Source organism: Propioniferax innocua (assembly GCF_006716235.1).
In the GTDB taxonomy this organism is placed as follows: Bacteria; Actinomycetota; Actinomycetes; order Propionibacteriales; family Propionibacteriaceae; genus Propioniferax; species Propioniferax innocua.
In genome coordinates this window covers 189,274-203,655 of sequence record NZ_VFOR01000002.1, presented here as the reverse complement: position 1 = coordinate 203,655, position 14,382 = coordinate 189,274, and the positions used below count along the sequence as shown (strand labels likewise).

The window sequence follows — 14,382 nt, the reverse complement described above, 5'->3', positions numbered from 1 at the left end:
CGGATAGCCTCCCCGAGATGAACGAGCGTGTTCCCGAACCAAGAATCGGCACCGGGCCGACGATGTTGACATTGCCCGACGGGCAGAATGTCGCTGCGTCCGGTGTCACGCTGGACTCCCGTCGTGTGGCACCGGGGGATCTGTGGGTGGCCCTGCCGGGCACGCGTGTGCATGGAGCGCGATTCGCACGTCAGGCCGTCGACGCGGGTGCGGTGGCGATCCTGACAGATGCCGAGGGGGCTGAACAGATCCGGGCCGAGGGCCCGCTGACGGCGGGCGATGGTGCCGAGGTGGCGGTAGCCGTCAGCCCGGATCCGCGCCGTGACATGGCGGTGTTCGCCTCACGCGTGCATCAGGATCCGTCGACCACTGTGCAGATGTTCGGGCTCACCGGCACCAATGGGAAGACGACCACGGTTCACCTCATGGCGGCGCTGCTGCGCCAGGTGGGACTGCGGGTGGGGACGATCGGGACCCTCGGGTTCGAACTCGACGGCGTCCGGATCGACCAACCGACGTCCACGGTGACGACCCCCGAATCGCCCGACCTGCAGGCGATGCTCGCCCAGATGCGGGACCGCGGCGCAGAAGCGGTGGCCATGGAGGTCTCCTCGCATGCGCTGGCGCTCAACCGGGTGGATGGCATCGAATTCGCCGGTGCGGGCTTCACGAACCTCAACCGCGAGCATCTCGATTTCCACGGAACGATGGAGGAGTACTTCGAGGCCAAGGCCCGGTTGTTCACCCCGCATTTCACCCACAACGCGGTGGTGCACATGGACGATCCGTGGGCGGCACAGCTCATCGAACGCGCCCGCGCGAACGGGCTGAGACTGCGGACGGTGGGACGCAGCGAGCAGGCTGATTATCGGATCCTGCCTTCGGCACCTGACGAGTTCTCCCTCCAGCATCCGGGCGGAACGCTGACGGTTCCGATGCGACTCCCCGGTATGTTCAACCGCACGAACGCGGCCATCGCGATGGCGCTCGTCGACGGACAGGTCGTTGCCGGACAGCTCGTCGCCCCCGAGGCCGTCGCCCCCGCTCTGGCGACGGTGGACGTACCCGGGCGTATGCAGCCGGTTCCGTTGGGGGATCGCGCTCCAGAAGCCTATGTCGACTTCGCGCACACTCCGGAATCGGTGGCCGCGGTTCTGAGTGCGTTCACCGAGCAGCGTCAGGCTGGGCGTCGCGTCGTGGTCGTCGTCGGTTGTGGCGGTGACCGGGACCGTTCCAAGCGTGAGCCCATGGGCGCCGCCGCGGCGCAGGGCGCGGACGTCACGATCATCACTGACGACAACCCGCGTACCGAGGATCCTGCAGCGATCCGAGCGGCGGCTCTGCATGGAGCACGCAGCGTGAATCCCGATGCCCTGGATGTGGGCGGACGCCGCGCGGCCATCGCCGAAGGGCTGCGGCGGGCAGGTTCCGACGGGATCGTCGTGGTACTCGGCAAGGGACATGAGCAGGGCCAGATCGTCGGCGATGAGGTGATCCCGTTCGACGACTCGACAGTTCTCGCCGAATCCTGGGCCCAGATCGGCACGGAGGAGCTTTGATGCGTCCGGTTTCAGTGGCAGAAATCGCGGCGGGGATCGGCGGGGTGACTCACGACCCGGGCGATCTCGTCGTGGGGCCCGATGTCTGCATCGATTCGCGCGCGGTGACCCCGGGCGCGCTGTTCGTGGCACTGCCGGGGGAGAACGTCGACGGGCACCGTTTCGTGCAGGCCGCGCTTGATGCCGGCGCAGCGGCCGCCTTGGTGAACCACGTTCCCGATGGCGTCGACGCATCACGCTGCATCGTGGTCGACGCCGGTGCGGATGGGCTCGGCGTCCGGGAGGCCTTCGGCCGGGTCGCCCGCCATGTCATCGACGCCCTGCCCGGGCTGAGGACCGTCGCGCTGACCGGTTCGCAGGGCAAGACCTCCACCAAGGATCTCCTGGCCACCGTCTTGGGCGATGCCGGCGCCACCGTGGCTCCCGAGGGCAGCCACAACAACGAGATCGGCGTGCCCCTGACAGCCGTCTCGTGTGATGAGGACACCCGCTATCTGGTGGCTGAGATGGGAGCCCGTGGCAGAGGGCACATCGCCTACTTGTGTGGCATCGTGCCGCCCAGCGTCGCAGTGGTGCTGAACGTCGGCGTGGCTCATCTGGGGGAATTCGGTTCGCGAGAAGCGATCGCGCAGGCCAAGGGTGAGATCGTCGAGGCGTTGGATGCCGACGGCTGGGCAGTGCTCAACGGCACCGATCCGTACACGCTTGGGATGGCCCCCAGGACCCGTGGTCGCATCGCGTGGTTCAGCGGGGCGGGGCGCCCCACCGAACCGGCCGACGTGATCGTGTGGGCCGATGACGTGCACGCCGGCGATCTGGATCGTCATTCCTTCACCCTTGTGGTGGAACGTGGGGACCATGTCGAGCGTTTCCCCGTCGAGCTGCAGGTTTCCGGACGGCATCAGGTCGGCAATGCGGCGGCCGCAGCGGCGGCAGCGGTGGTGCTGGGCGTCGATCCTGCTGCCGTCGCGGCGTCCCTGACCGCTGCCACTTCACGCTCACGATGGCGTATGGAGATCACCCGCCGAGCAGATGGGCTCGTGGTCTGCAATGACGCCTACAACGCCAACCCCGACTCGATGCTCGCCGCCTGCCACAGCCTCGCAGCCATCGGCCGCGCCGAGCAGCGCGAGCATCCCGGATCGCGCACCATCGCAGTCCTGGGGGACATGCTCGAGCTCGGTGACGCCTCAGCCGCTGAACATCGTGCGATTGGCCGTGCGGTCGCAGCGCTGGGGATCGATGAACTCATCGCGGTGGGGGAGTTCGCCGACGACATCGTCGCCGGGGTGAGTGAAACCGATGGGGGATCACCGGTGTCCACGCATCGGGCCGCCGACACGCAGGAGGCCAGGAAACTGGCGAAGCAGGTGGCGAGTGGTCATGATGTGGTGCTGGTGAAGGCATCCCGTTCGATGGCTCTCGAGGCCGTGGCCGACGAGTTGCTTGGTGTCGACGATTCCAGGAGCGGCGTGTGAAGACCATCCTGCTGGCTGCAGCAGTCTCTATGATCGCCACCCTCATCGGTACGCGATTCGCCATCGGCGTCATGGTCAAGCAGGGCTATGGGCAGTTCATCCGTGAGGACGGACCCACCGAGCACCTGACCAAGCGCGGCACCCCCACCATGGGCGGCATCGTCATCATGATGGCGGTCGTGCTCGGCTACATCGTCGCGCACGTGATCACGTGGCGGCCACCGACGGCTTCGGCAATGCTCGTGCTCTACCTGTTCGTGGGGCTGGGCGTCGTCGGGTTCCTCGATGACTGGATCAAGATCTCCAAGCAGCGCAGTCTCGGGCTCGACTCCAAGGCCAAGCTCATGGGTCAGTCAGTGGTGGCGGCGAGCTTCGCGATCCTCTCATTCCAGTTCCCCAATGAGCGTGGGCTCACCCCCGCGTCCCAGGCCGTCTCGTTCCTGCGGGACATCCAGCCGCTGACGCTGCCGCTGATCCTCGCCGTGGTCTGGATCATGGTGTTGATCGCGGGCGCCTCGAACGCGGTGAACCTGACCGATGGTCTCGACGGTCTGGCCACCGGGGCGTCGACGATGGTGTTCGGCGCCTACACGCTGGTGAACATCTGGCAGTACAACCAGTCCTGCGCGTCGGTGCTGACGGCCAATCCGCGGTGCTATGAGGTGCGGGACCCGCACGATCTCGCGGTGGTGGCCGCCTCCCTGGCCGCGGCATGCTTCGGGTTCTTGTGGTGGAACACGAAGCCGGCGAAGATCTTCATGGGTGACTCCGGCTCCCTGTCGCTCGGCGGTGCACTGGCCGGCTTGGCGATCTTCACCCGCACCGAGCTGCTGCTGGTGATCCTCGGTGGCCTGTTCGTCATCATCACCTTGTCGGTGATGTTGCAGGTGGGGTACTTCAAACTCACCAAGGGCAAGCGTCTGTTCAAGATGGCTCCATTGCAGCACCATTTCGAGCTGCTGGGGTGGGGCGAGTCGACGATCGTGGTGCGTTTCTGGATCGTGTGCGGCATCTGCGTCAGTCTTGGACTTGGCATCTTCTACGCCGAATGGGTGGCGGGGCTGTGATCGGCGGGCTCGATCTCGATCCGAACGCCGTCGGCGGTCTGCGTGTCGTCATCGCCGGTCTGGGGGCCTCCGGCTTCGCGGCCGCCGAGGCAGCCCGTGAAGGCGGGGCCCGGGTCATCGCGCTCGACGACTCCACCAGCGAGGCCACTTGGGACAAGGCCGAGCTCCTTGGTTCGCTCGGCACCGAGGTGCGGACCGGTCCGGGGGCGACCGCAGAACTTCCCGAGGACGCCGATCTGGTCATCGCCTCGCCGGGATGGCGCCCCAGTGCACCGCTGTTGACGCAGGCGGTTGAGCGAAATGTGCCGATCTGGTCCGAGGTCGAGCTGGCATGGCGCCTGTCCAACGGACACCGAGCCATTCCGGAGCGGACGCCGTGGCTTGGAGTCACCGGCACCAACGGCAAGACCACGACGGTCACCATGGCCGCGGCCATGCTCGAGGCCGCCGGGAAATCGGTGGCACTGGTCGGCAACATCGGGCGACCGGTGTGTGAGGCGATCCTCGACACCGACACCGTCTACGACGTGTTCGTCGTCGAGCTCTCGAGCTTCCAGCTTCACTGGACCCACACGCTGCAGCTCCATGGTGCCGCGGTGCTGAACATCGCTCCCGACCATCTGGAATGGCACGAGTCATACGACGAGTACGCCGCCGACAAGGCCCGCATCTACAACGGTGTGACCACCGCCTGCGTGTACAACGTGGATGACCCGGCCACCGAACGCATGGTGGAGGAGGCCGATGTGGTGGAGGGCGCTCGCGCCATCGGCTTCACCCTCGGAATCCCGGCTCGCTCCATGACCGGGATCGTCGACGAACTGTTGGTGGATCGTGCGTGGATCAAACAGCGCGATGCATCGGCTCTGGAGCTGGCCGGCGTCGCCGATGTGCATCCGAACGCGCCGCACAACATCGCCAACGCCCTGGCCGCTGCGGCGTTGACCCGATCCCTGGACATCCCGCATGCCGCGGTGCGGCAGGGCCTGCGCGACACCCGTGCCGGCGCGCATCGCATTGAAACCGTGGCGTGCTTCGGCGATGTCACATGGGTGGACGATTCGAAGGCCACCAACCCGGCGGCGGCGTCTGCGTCACTGCAGGCGTTCGAGAAGGTCGTATGGGTCGCCGGGGGACAGGCGAAGGGGACTGACTTCGATGAGCTGGTGCGTACCCATGCCCACCGGTTCCGTGGGGCAGTGCTCCTCGGGGTAGATCGGGAGCATGTGAACGCGGCACTTTCCCAACACGCGCCCGAGGTTCCCGTGTTCATCGTGGAATCCGACGATGATGGAGCCATGACGCAGGTGGTGGCTGTGGCCGCTGACATGGCTCAGCCGGGCGATGTGGTGCTGTTGGCCCCCGGCTGCGCGAGTCTCGACATGTATGCCGGTTACGGTGCGCGGGGCGAGGCCTTCGCCGCGGCAGTGCGAGGGATCGCCCCCGACGCCTGACGCCGACCGCTGAATCCACCGACTGGAGGACCCCGTGGCGTTGCTTCCCCCGCCGCAGAAGAGCCCCTCACAGAAGGGGCGTGCCCGTATGGAACCGGCGTCGGTCGGTGAGCCCTCCGCCGACGAGGAGCAGAGCCCTCGTGGCGTGGTCGCCATCATGCGCGACACATTGGCACGGCCTCTGGCCGACTACTGGATGATCATCGGGTCGGCGGCCCTGCTGATCGGGCTCGGGTTGATGTTCGTGCTCTCGGCCAGCAGCGTCTACGGGCAGCTGCAGGTCGGGGACTCCTTCTTCTTCGTGAAGCGGCAGAGCGTCTTCATGGTGGCCGGTCTCATCGGCGCGGTGTTCCTGGCGCGGGCGTCATTGCAGTCGTTGCAGGTGATGTCGTGGGCGGCATTGCTCCTGGCCTATGGGTTTCTCGTGCTCACCTATACGCCGCTCGGCGTCGATGTGAACGGCAACCAGAACTGGGTCGAGCTCGGTACCCCGCTGCTGCGGTTCCAGCCCGCCGAGTTCGCCAAACTCGCCCTCGTCATGTGGGCCGGTGCCATCTTCACACGCAAACAACGGAAACTGGATGAACCGGCGCACCTGCTGATCCCGTTCCTGCCGCTGGCCGGTCTGGTGCTGTTGTTGGTCGTGTTCCAAGGAGACATGGGTACCGCGGTCATCATCGCAGGGATCCTCGTGTCGTTGTTGCTGGTGGTCGGAACCCCCAAGCGGGTACTGCTGGCCCTGAGCGGTGTCGGGCTGCTCGGTGTTCTCGCGATGACGGTGACGTCGGCCAACCGCATGCGGCGCCTGCTGGCTTTCATGAATCCCGGACAGGACCTGGATGGGACGAACATGCAGGCGACCGTCGGTGTCTACGCCTTGGCCACGGGGGGCTGGACCGGTACCGGGATCGGTAGGTCCCGTCAGAAGTGGGGAAGCCTGCCCGAGGCGCACACCGACTACATCTATGCCGTGATCGGTGAGGAGCTGGGTCTGTTCGGGGCACTGCTGGTCCTGGCGTTGTTCTTCGTCCTCGGCTTCGCCGGCATCCGGGTGGCGATGCATTCGGAGACGCTGTTCGGACGTGTCACGGCCACCGGAATCACCACGTGGTTCCTGTTCCAAGCTCTGGTGAACATCGCCGTCGTTCTGCGCATGCTGCCCGTGATGGGTGTTCCACTGCCGATGCTCTCCTACGGTGGTTCGGCGCTCATGGCGAACATGCTCGCGCTCGGCGTCCTGATCGCCTGCGCGCGTGATGTGCCGCATGCTCGGGAAGCCCTCCAACGCAAGCATGACGCGAGGCCGTCGCGCGTCACCTCCATCGTCGGCTCTCGCGGCTGACGCGGTATCGTCGCAGCGTTCCCGGATCCCGGGCATGAGTGGATCCCCGCCATTGGGGTCTGGACGTGCGGAGATCTGGGGCCATGTGGAAAGCGACCATCCGAACGCACTGGTATTCCGAGTCCGAACAGAAGGGACCTCCATGGTCAACGTAGTTCTGGCCGGCGGTGGCACCGCCGGGCATACCTCGCCGCTGATCGCGACGGCCAATCGTCTGGCTGAGTTGGACCCCGAGGGGAGCCGCGTTGCGATCGGGACGCCGAAGGGCCTCGAGAGCCGTGTCGTCCCCGAGGCCGGTCTGGATCTCGAGCTCATCTCTCCGGTGCCGATGCCGCGCAAGCCCGGCCTCGAACTCGCGATGGTCCCGATGCGTCTGGCCCGTGCGGTGGGGGAGGCCAAGGAGAAGCTCCGCAAGCATCGCGCCGACGTGCTCGTCGGATTCGGCGGGTATGTGGCGACGCCGGCCTACATCGCGGCCAAGCAGCTCAAGCTGCCGGTCATCGTCCACGAGCAGAACTCGGTGCCGGGTCTGGCCAACAAGGTCGGTGCGCGGTTCGCTGAAGGCGTCTACACGGCGTTCCCCAACACCTCATTGAAGGGCGCCGAGTGCATCGGCCTCCCGGTGCGTGACGAGATCACTCTGCTCGACCGTGCTGCGGAGCAGACGAAGTGCCGTGCGTTGTTCGAGTTGAAGCCTGATCTGCCGGTGCTGCTCGTCAGTGGTGGGTCGCAGGGGGCCCGGTCGATCAACGAGGCCGTGATCGACGCCATCGACCCGCTGCTGGCCGCCGGGGTGCAGATCCTGCATGTGCTGGGTGCCAAGAACTTCACCGACGAGATGGTCTCGGTGACCGATTCCGACACCGGTGCGATCTACCGCCCGGTGGCCTATGTCAACCGCATGGAGCAGGCCTATGCGGCCGCTGACCTGATGTTGGCCCGCTCCGGGGCTGGCACGGTGGTGGAGACCGCCATCGTGGGGCTTCCCGCGATCTTCGTGCCGCTGCCGCACGGCAACGGTGAGCAGGCTCGCAATGCCGAGGCACTCGTGCACGCCGGTGGGGGCCGGCTCATCGCTGATTCCGGTCTTTCGTCCACCTGGCTCGCCGGAGAGATCCCCGGGATCATCAAGGACACCGCCGGTCTGCAGACGATGGGCACCATCGGGCGGGATCTGGTGCCCGGCGAGGCGGCCACGACCTTGGCCGAGCGCGTGCTGGCGGCGGCCCGGTCGTGAGTTCGATCTTCGGCGCCCTGGTGCCCCCGGTGCCCTTGGTTCCGGTGTCCGACCTGGGGCCGGTGCACTTCATCGCGGCCGGTGGTGCGGGAATGGCGCCCCTGGCCGAGTTGTACGCCGGACGCGGCGTCCGGGTCAGCGGGTCGGACCGTTCCGACTCGGCGAATCTGGCCCGATTGCGTGACCGCGGCGTCACGACCTTCGTGGGGCATGCCGCCGAACAGGTCGGCGACGCCGAGACCGTCGTGGTCTCCTCCGCCATCGCGGCAGACAATCCCGAGGTCGTGGCTGCCCGCGAACGCGGGTTGCGGATCTGGCATCGCAGTGCCGCTCTGGGAGCGTTGATGGAACCCGCTGCCGGTGCCGAGCGGCGGGTCGGTATCGCGGTGGGCGGCACACATGGAAAGACGACCACCTCGGGCATGCTCGCCCACATCTTCTGGTCGCTCGGCATGGATCCCGGCTTCGTCGTCGGTGCGCCCCTGGCGACGACGGGGGAGGCCGCCGCGGACGGGACCGGTCCGTTCGTTGTGGAGGCCGATGAGTCGGACGGCTCGTTCCTGCAGTACCCGGCGGAGTTGCGTGTCATCACCAACGTGGAGGCCGACCATCTCGACAACTGGAAGACGCCGGAGGCGTATGCCGAGGGGTTCGTCGAGTTCGCCGAGAAGGCCTCCTGCGTGGTCATCAACATCGCTGACGCCGGGGCCGCGCGCATCGCTGCCACCGTGGTGGAGCAGAAAGAATCGTCGACGCGGATCGTCACAGTCGGCCCCGGTGGGGATTGGTGGCTCGAGGATGAGTGCCTGGAGGGGTTTGGTTCACGGGCGACGCTGCACGGCCCGGCCGGTCCGATCCGGCTGGCTCTCCAGGTGCCGGGTCTGCACAATCTCCACAATGCGGCAGTCGCTCTGGTGACAGCGGTCACCCATGGGGCCGACGCGACGCGTGTGGCCGAGGCCCTTGGGGGATTCCGTGGCACCGCGCGACGCTTCACCCCACATGGGGAGATAGGTGGGGTTCGGGTGTTCGACGACTACGCCCATCACCCGACCGAACTCGATGTGACTCTGCATGCGGCACGTGTCGGCGTGGGCGATGGTCGGGTCGTGGCCTGCTTCCAGCCGCACTTGTATTCGCGGACGCGAGACTTCGCCGAAGAGTTCGGTGAGGCCCTCGCACTGGCCGATGAGTGCCTCGTCACCGATGTCTTCGCCGCACGTGAGGAGCCGATCCCCGAGGTGGACGCCTCGCTGCTCGTCGATTCCTGTCGTCGCGCCGGTGGTGTGGCGCGGTGGGTGCCGTATGACGAAATCGTGGCGAGCGTCACGGAGATGGTCGGCCCCGGTGATGTGGTGTTGACGCTCGGGGCCGGTGACATCACGCAGATGGCGCCACGGATCGTGGAGGGGCTGCGGAGAACTCGGGAGTCCCATGGCCGGGCCTGAACGCAGGAGCCGCCGCACTGTGATCGGAGTGGGCTTCGTCGTCTTGTTGCTCCTCATCGGCGTGATGGGCTTCAGCCCGTTGTTCGCGCTGCGAGAAGTGCGGGTCGAGGGAGCTGGGATTCTCGCCGTCGAGCAGGTCGTCGACGTCGCCGATGCTCCGATGGGGAGGCCTTTGGCGCAGGTGTCCGAGCGTGAGATCGCCGAGCGGGTTGCAGCTCTTCCGCCCGTTGCGGAGGCGCATGTCAGCCGTGGTCTCCCCGATGTGGTGACGATCCAGGTCGTGGAACGGGAGCCGGCATTCGTGCTCGACACGCATCCGGCTCCGACCCTCGTCGACGCCGAGGGCTTCACTTTCGCAGAAGCTCGGGAAACCGCTGGTCTGGTCACGGCCACCGCGCCGGCCGACCCGGAGACCTTGCGGGGCATCGCCGCAGTGCTCCGCGAGACCGGGGATCTTCGTGTGGATCGGGTGGAGGCGCACAGCCCCGACAGCATCACGTTGTTCCTCCCGGAAGACCGCCGCGTGGTCGTCGGTTCGGGTGAGGACGTGGCGTTGAAGATGAAGGTCGCCAGGGCTCTGCTGGGAGCCACAGAAGCCCGTTTCATCGACGTCACGGCACCGGAAAACCCTTCGACCCGCTGACCGCATACCCTCAAGTACCACTTGAGAGACACCCGCCGGGTTGGCCGTTTTGGTTGCGATTGGCCGAAGCGCTTCAATAGCCTGACGGGCAGCCAGGAACGGCACTCGCCGCCGAAGCAGGAGAAAGAGGCAACCCCCGTGGTCAATCCTTCCCAGAACTACCTCGCCGTCATCAAGGTCGTTGGCGTTGGTGGTGGTGGCGTCAACGCTGTCAACCGCATGATCGAGGCCGGTCTGCGGGGCGTTGAGTTCATCGCACTGAACACCGACTCCCAAGCGTTGCTGATCTCCGATGCGGATGTGAAGCTCGACATCGGGCGTGATCTCACCCGTGGTCTGGGTGCCGGCGCCGACCCGGACAAGGGTCGGCAGGCGGCCGAGGACCATGCCGAAGACATCGAGGACGTGCTCAAGGGTGCCGACATGGTGTTCGTGACCGCAGGTGAGGGCGGTGGCACCGGTACCGGCGCTGCGCCCGTCGTGGCACGGACAGCGCGCTCCATGGGAGCCTTGACGATCGGCGTCGTGACTCGTCCGTTCATGTTCGAGGGGGCCAAGCGTTCGCGCGTGGCCGATGAGGGCATCGAGAAGCTCCGCGAGGAGGTCGACACCCTCATCGTCATCCCCAACGAAAAGCTGCTGGAGATGAGCGATGCGCAGGTCAGCATCCTCGACGCCTTTCGCCAGGCCGACACCGTTTTGATGCAGGGTGTCTCGGGCATCACCGACCTCATCACCACTCCGGGACTGATCAACCTCGACTTCGCCGACGTCAAGGCCGTCATGTCGAATGCGGGCTCGGCCCTCATGGGCATCGGCTCGGCCAGGGGAGAGGACCGGGCGAAGGCCGCTGCAGAGATGGCGGTCTCCTCGCCACTGCTGGAAGCCAGCATCGATGGCGCTCAGGGCGTCTTGATGGCCATCTCCGGTGGCTCCGACATGGGGTTGTTCGAGGTGTCCACCGCGGCGAGCCTGATCCAGTCGGCGGCTTCGGACGATGCCCAGATCATCTTCGGCACCGTGATCGACGATGCGCTGGGAGACGAGCTGCGGATCACCGTGATCGCCGCTGGATTCGCCGATGGTTCCCAGAAGCGTCAGCAGGGCGTCTCTCGTCACGAGAACGAGCGCACGGCCATCTCCGAGCGCCCGATCATCGAGCAGCAGCGTCCAGCCCAGCCGTCGGCCCAGAAGGAGGAGCCCACGTCGGTGAGCACTGCTCCGACGCGGCCGAACACCGGTGGTGGCGCTTCCGACGGCGGTGACAAGCCGACTGAGCGTTCCACGTGGCAGGCCCCGACGCAGCAGCGTCCGGCCGCCCCCAAGCCCGATGATGGCGACGACCTGGACGTTCCCGACTTCCTGAAGTGACGCCGTGTTCGCGTTGAGGCTCGATCCGGGAGACACGGTTCCGGGAGTCGGGCTGGCCTTCACCGACCGCCTCGGTGGACGATCCCAGGGGTCGTGGAGCTCGTTGAACCTTGGTCGCGTGGGAGTGGACCCCGCGGTTCACGACAATCTCGAGATCGTTCGACGGGAGTTGGGCCTTCGTGCTCTGATCCGCGTCGACCAGATGCACACCACCAACGTCCATGTCGTCCACGATGCCGTCGATGGGCAGCAGTGCCCCGAGGTGGAGGCCGACGCCTTGGTGACCACCGAACCCGATGTGGGCCTGTTGATCAGAGTGGCCGACTGTGTCCCGGTACTGTTCGCGTCCGAGGACGGATCAGTCGTCGGAGCGGCTCATGCCGGCCGTGTCGGTCTGCTGGCCGGGGTCTTGGAGGCCACGGTCGAGACGATGCGTGGGTTGAGCCCGGCACCGCTGCGGGCCTGGATCGGTCCGCATATCTGCGGGGACTGTTATGAGGTTCCCGAGCCCATGCGTGACGCGGCCGCCGAAATCCTTCCCGCCACGAGGGCGACGACCACGTGGGGGACGCCGGCGATTGATCTGGGCGCAGGTGCAGACGCCCAGCTGACCGAGATGGGGGTACATGTGGAGCGGCACGATCGGTGTACGCGCACTGACCCGGAACGCTTCTTCAGCCATCGCGTCGATGCGGCGGCCGGGCGACAGGCGGGCATCGTGTTCTGTACCGGGCGTGTCGGTGAGTCCCGTAAGGTGGGCCTCGGATAACGTCGTCATGACGTGCACGAAATAGGAGGCACCGATGGGCAGTCTCAAGAACGCAGCGGCGTGGCTCGGCCTCGTCGCCGATGATCGCTATGACGACTACGACGAGGACGATCGTCGTCGCCGTGATGGTCGCCATGACGATGAGCTCGAGGATGAGTACACCGAAGATGTCGAATTGACCGAAGGTGTCGGTGCCGAGGATTCCGCCGAGGTTCATGAGATCGACCGGCGACGTGGCGATCGTCCCGCCACGCGACGCCCGGGGGAGACCTCGGCTCGAGGCGGGGTGGCACGAACCGAGTCCACGCGTGATCCTGAACCGGAGCCGAGTGTGGCTGACCTTTCCCGCATCATCACCGTGTGCCCCCGTACCTATAACGAAGCACGCACCATCGGTGAACATTTCCGCGATGGCGTGCCGGTGATCATGAATCTCTCGGAGATGGAGGACACAGACGCCAAGCGTCTGGTCGATTTCGCCGCGGGGCTCATCTTTGGTCTCCATGGCAGGATTGAACGCGTCACCAACAAGGTGTTCCTGCTGTCACCGAAGAATGTCACGGTGACGGCCGAAGACAAGGAACGGATCGCGGGCGGGTTCTACAACCAGAGCTGAGCCTCAGAGGGAGTGCACGTGTCGTTGCTCGGACAGATCATCAACACGGTGCTGACGCTGTATCTGTGCGTGTTGTTCGCCCGCATGGTTCTGAGCTGGGTGCCGATGTTCGCGCCGTCGTGGCGTCCGCGGGGCATCATGCTCGTGATCGCCGAGACCATTTACACGCTCACCGATCCGCCATTGAATTTCTTCGGCAGGATCATCCCGCCGGTGCGGATCGGGAATGCAGCTCTCGACCTCGGCTTCATGGTTGTGTGGTTCCTGGTGTTGATCCTGCTGCAGGTCAACGCCATGATCTTCTGAGCAGTGCCCTGATGGTTGCCTTCGGCTTGCGAGACCGAAAGCCGCTGGTACGGTAAGTCTTCAGTGGTGGCTGGCTTGTCCCATCGAGGTGCGGCGACACCATGTGAGTGACACTTGAGGTGGCCCACCACCCAATTCTCGACGTGAGGTGAACGATGTCCCTGACTTTGGAAGAAGTCCGCAACACCAAGTTCCACGTGGCCCGAAGGCAGGGGTACGACACGACCGAGGTCGACCTGTTCGTCGACAAGGTCGAGGCCTCCTTCGGTCAGATCGTCGAAGAGAACGAGATGATGCGTTCCCAGCTCGAGGCGATGAAGGAGTCGCAGCTCGAGCAGGATGAGCAGTCCACGGCGGCTCCGCAGGCCGCCGAGGGCGAGATCCGCAAGCAGGTCGAGGCTGAGTACGAGAAGAAGATCGCTGAGCTCAAGGAAGCGCACGCCGCTGATCTGAAGGCGGCCAGGGATGAAGCCGCGAAGGCGAAGCAGGACGCGCAGAAGGCCCGTGAGGACGCCAGCCGCGCCGGTCAGCAGGCCCCCGCAGCAGCCGCACCGGCTGCCGCGGTCGGCACCAACGCTCCGGTCACCGATGAGAAGGGCCGCGTCGTGGTCACCACCGCAGCCGAGGCCGGTGCCTGGGTGCAGCGTGCGGTCGAGGACGCCAACAAGATCGCCGAAGAGGCTGACGCCGAGGCGAGTACGACCATCGAGAACGCCAAGCAGCAGGCACAGCAGATCACCGATGAGGCCAAGGGTCGCGCGGCACGCGTTGAGCAGGATGCCCGCGCCAATGCCGAGCGCATCACCTCCCAGGCCCAGACTCGTGCCGGCGATCTCGATCGTGAGCTGGCCGAGAAGCGTCGTGAGGCCATGAGCAAGCTTGAGGGCGACCGCGATCAGCTCAACGCGACGGTCTCGCGACTCCGTGCTTTTGAGGGCCGTTATCGCCAGAACCTCACCAAGCATCTTCAGGATCAGATTCGTTCGCTGGAGTCGGGTGGTCTGGAGCCTGAGGGCGCTGATGAGAATCCCGGCACCCCGCGTCTTGATGCGCTGGCGGAGGGCACCAACCCCAACGCGTGATCTGAAGTTT

Annotated in this window: 12 protein-coding genes and 1 pseudogene; all 13 read left to right on the top strand. The window is 66.1% G+C overall.

The genetic code is table 11. The annotated features are described in order from the left end of the window. Positions 1-17 precede the first annotated feature (17 nt). Positions 18-1,559 carry a UDP-N-acetylmuramoyl-L-alanyl-D-glutamate--2,6-diaminopimelate ligase gene (locus FB460_RS07640; RefSeq protein WP_246044324.1) on the top strand — a complete coding sequence of 514 codons (1,542 nt, stop codon included), beginning with the start codon at positions 18-20 and terminating at the stop codon, positions 1,557-1,559. Continuing rightward, entirely contained in the window at positions 1,559-3,037 is a 1,479-nt protein-coding gene (locus FB460_RS07635) for a UDP-N-acetylmuramoyl-tripeptide--D-alanyl-D-alanine ligase (RefSeq protein ID WP_142093555.1), read from the top strand. Before FB460_RS07640 ends, FB460_RS07635 begins: the two co-directional genes overlap by 1 nt. Further along, the gene (gene mraY / locus FB460_RS07630; protein ID WP_142093554.1) at positions 3,034-4,104 is read left to right on the top strand and encodes a phospho-N-acetylmuramoyl-pentapeptide-transferase; all 1,071 of its coding nucleotides are present in this window, start codon (positions 3,034-3,036) and stop codon (positions 4,102-4,104) included. Before FB460_RS07635 ends, mraY begins: the two co-directional genes overlap by 4 nt. Continuing rightward, complete coding sequence (gene murD / locus FB460_RS07625; RefSeq protein ID WP_142093553.1) at positions 4,086-5,558, top strand: UDP-N-acetylmuramoyl-L-alanine--D-glutamate ligase; 1,473 nt, start codon at positions 4,086-4,088, stop codon at positions 5,556-5,558. Before mraY ends, murD begins: the two co-directional genes overlap by 19 nt. Before the next feature lie 34 nt (positions 5,559-5,592). Continuing rightward, positions 5,593-6,900 carry a putative lipid II flippase FtsW gene (gene ftsW, locus FB460_RS07620; protein ID WP_211345905.1) on the top strand — a complete coding sequence of 436 codons (1,308 nt, stop codon included), beginning with the start codon at positions 5,593-5,595 and terminating at the stop codon, positions 6,898-6,900. A 142-nt stretch (positions 6,901-7,042) separates the two neighbouring features. Then, the gene (murG, locus tag FB460_RS07615; protein WP_142093552.1) at positions 7,043-8,137 is read left to right on the top strand and encodes an undecaprenyldiphospho-muramoylpentapeptide beta-N-acetylglucosaminyltransferase; all 1,095 of its coding nucleotides are present in this window, start codon (positions 7,043-7,045) and stop codon (positions 8,135-8,137) included. Then, positions 8,134-9,585: a UDP-N-acetylmuramate--L-alanine ligase gene (murC, locus tag FB460_RS07610; protein WP_425466979.1), complete on the top strand. Its 1,452-nt coding sequence runs from the start codon at positions 8,134-8,136 to the stop codon at positions 9,583-9,585. Before murG ends, murC begins: the two co-directional genes overlap by 4 nt. Continuing rightward, positions 9,572-10,228 (top strand): cell division protein FtsQ/DivIB, encoded by a 657-nt coding sequence (locus tag FB460_RS07605; RefSeq protein WP_142093551.1) that lies wholly within the window; start codon positions 9,572-9,574, stop codon positions 10,226-10,228. The genes murC and FB460_RS07605 overlap by 14 nt, the downstream gene beginning before the upstream one ends. Before the next feature lie 138 nt (positions 10,229-10,366). Next, positions 10,367-11,314 (top strand): annotated as a pseudogene (gene ftsZ, locus FB460_RS07600) (cell division protein FtsZ); the annotation flags it as partial. Between the two features lie 289 nt (positions 11,315-11,603). Beyond that, complete coding sequence (gene pgeF, locus FB460_RS07595) at positions 11,604-12,368, top strand: peptidoglycan editing factor PgeF (protein WP_142093549.1); 765 nt, start codon at positions 11,604-11,606, stop codon at positions 12,366-12,368. 34 nt (positions 12,369-12,402) lie between these two features. Continuing rightward, a complete protein-coding gene (locus tag FB460_RS07590; protein ID WP_142093548.1) occupies positions 12,403-12,984 on the top strand; it encodes a cell division protein SepF in 582 nt (193 codons plus the stop codon). 18 nt (positions 12,985-13,002) lie between these two features. Next, positions 13,003-13,290 (top strand): YggT family protein, encoded by a 288-nt coding sequence (locus tag FB460_RS07585; RefSeq protein WP_142093547.1) that lies wholly within the window; start codon positions 13,003-13,005, stop codon positions 13,288-13,290. 155 nt (positions 13,291-13,445) lie between these two features. Beyond that, complete coding sequence (locus tag FB460_RS07580) at positions 13,446-14,372, top strand: DivIVA domain-containing protein (protein WP_142093546.1); 927 nt, start codon at positions 13,446-13,448, stop codon at positions 14,370-14,372. Positions 14,373-14,382: the final 10 nt, after the last annotated feature.

What these genes read in the sequence shown, in the direction of transcription:
- FB460_RS07590 (WP_142093548.1), top strand. Translation starts at nt 12,403, where the DNA reads ATGGGCAGTCTCAAGAACGCAGCGGCGTGGCTCGGCCTCGTCGCCGAT.
- FB460_RS07605 (WP_142093551.1), top strand. Translation starts at nt 9,572, where the DNA reads ATGGCCGGGCCTGAACGCAGGAGCCGCCGCACTGTGATCGGAGTGGGC.
- FB460_RS07635 (WP_142093555.1), top strand. Translation starts at nt 1,559, where the DNA reads ATGCGTCCGGTTTCAGTGGCAGAAATCGCGGCGGGGATCGGCGGGGTG.
- murD (WP_142093553.1), top strand. Translation starts at nt 4,086, where the DNA reads ATGGGTGGCGGGGCTGTGATCGGCGGGCTCGATCTCGATCCGAACGCC.
- FB460_RS07580 (WP_142093546.1), top strand. Translation starts at nt 13,446, where the DNA reads ATGTCCCTGACTTTGGAAGAAGTCCGCAACACCAAGTTCCACGTGGCC.
- FB460_RS07640 (WP_246044324.1), top strand. Translation starts at nt 18, where the DNA reads ATGAACGAGCGTGTTCCCGAACCAAGAATCGGCACCGGGCCGACGATG.
- murG (WP_142093552.1), top strand. Translation starts at nt 7,043, where the DNA reads ATGGTCAACGTAGTTCTGGCCGGCGGTGGCACCGCCGGGCATACCTCG.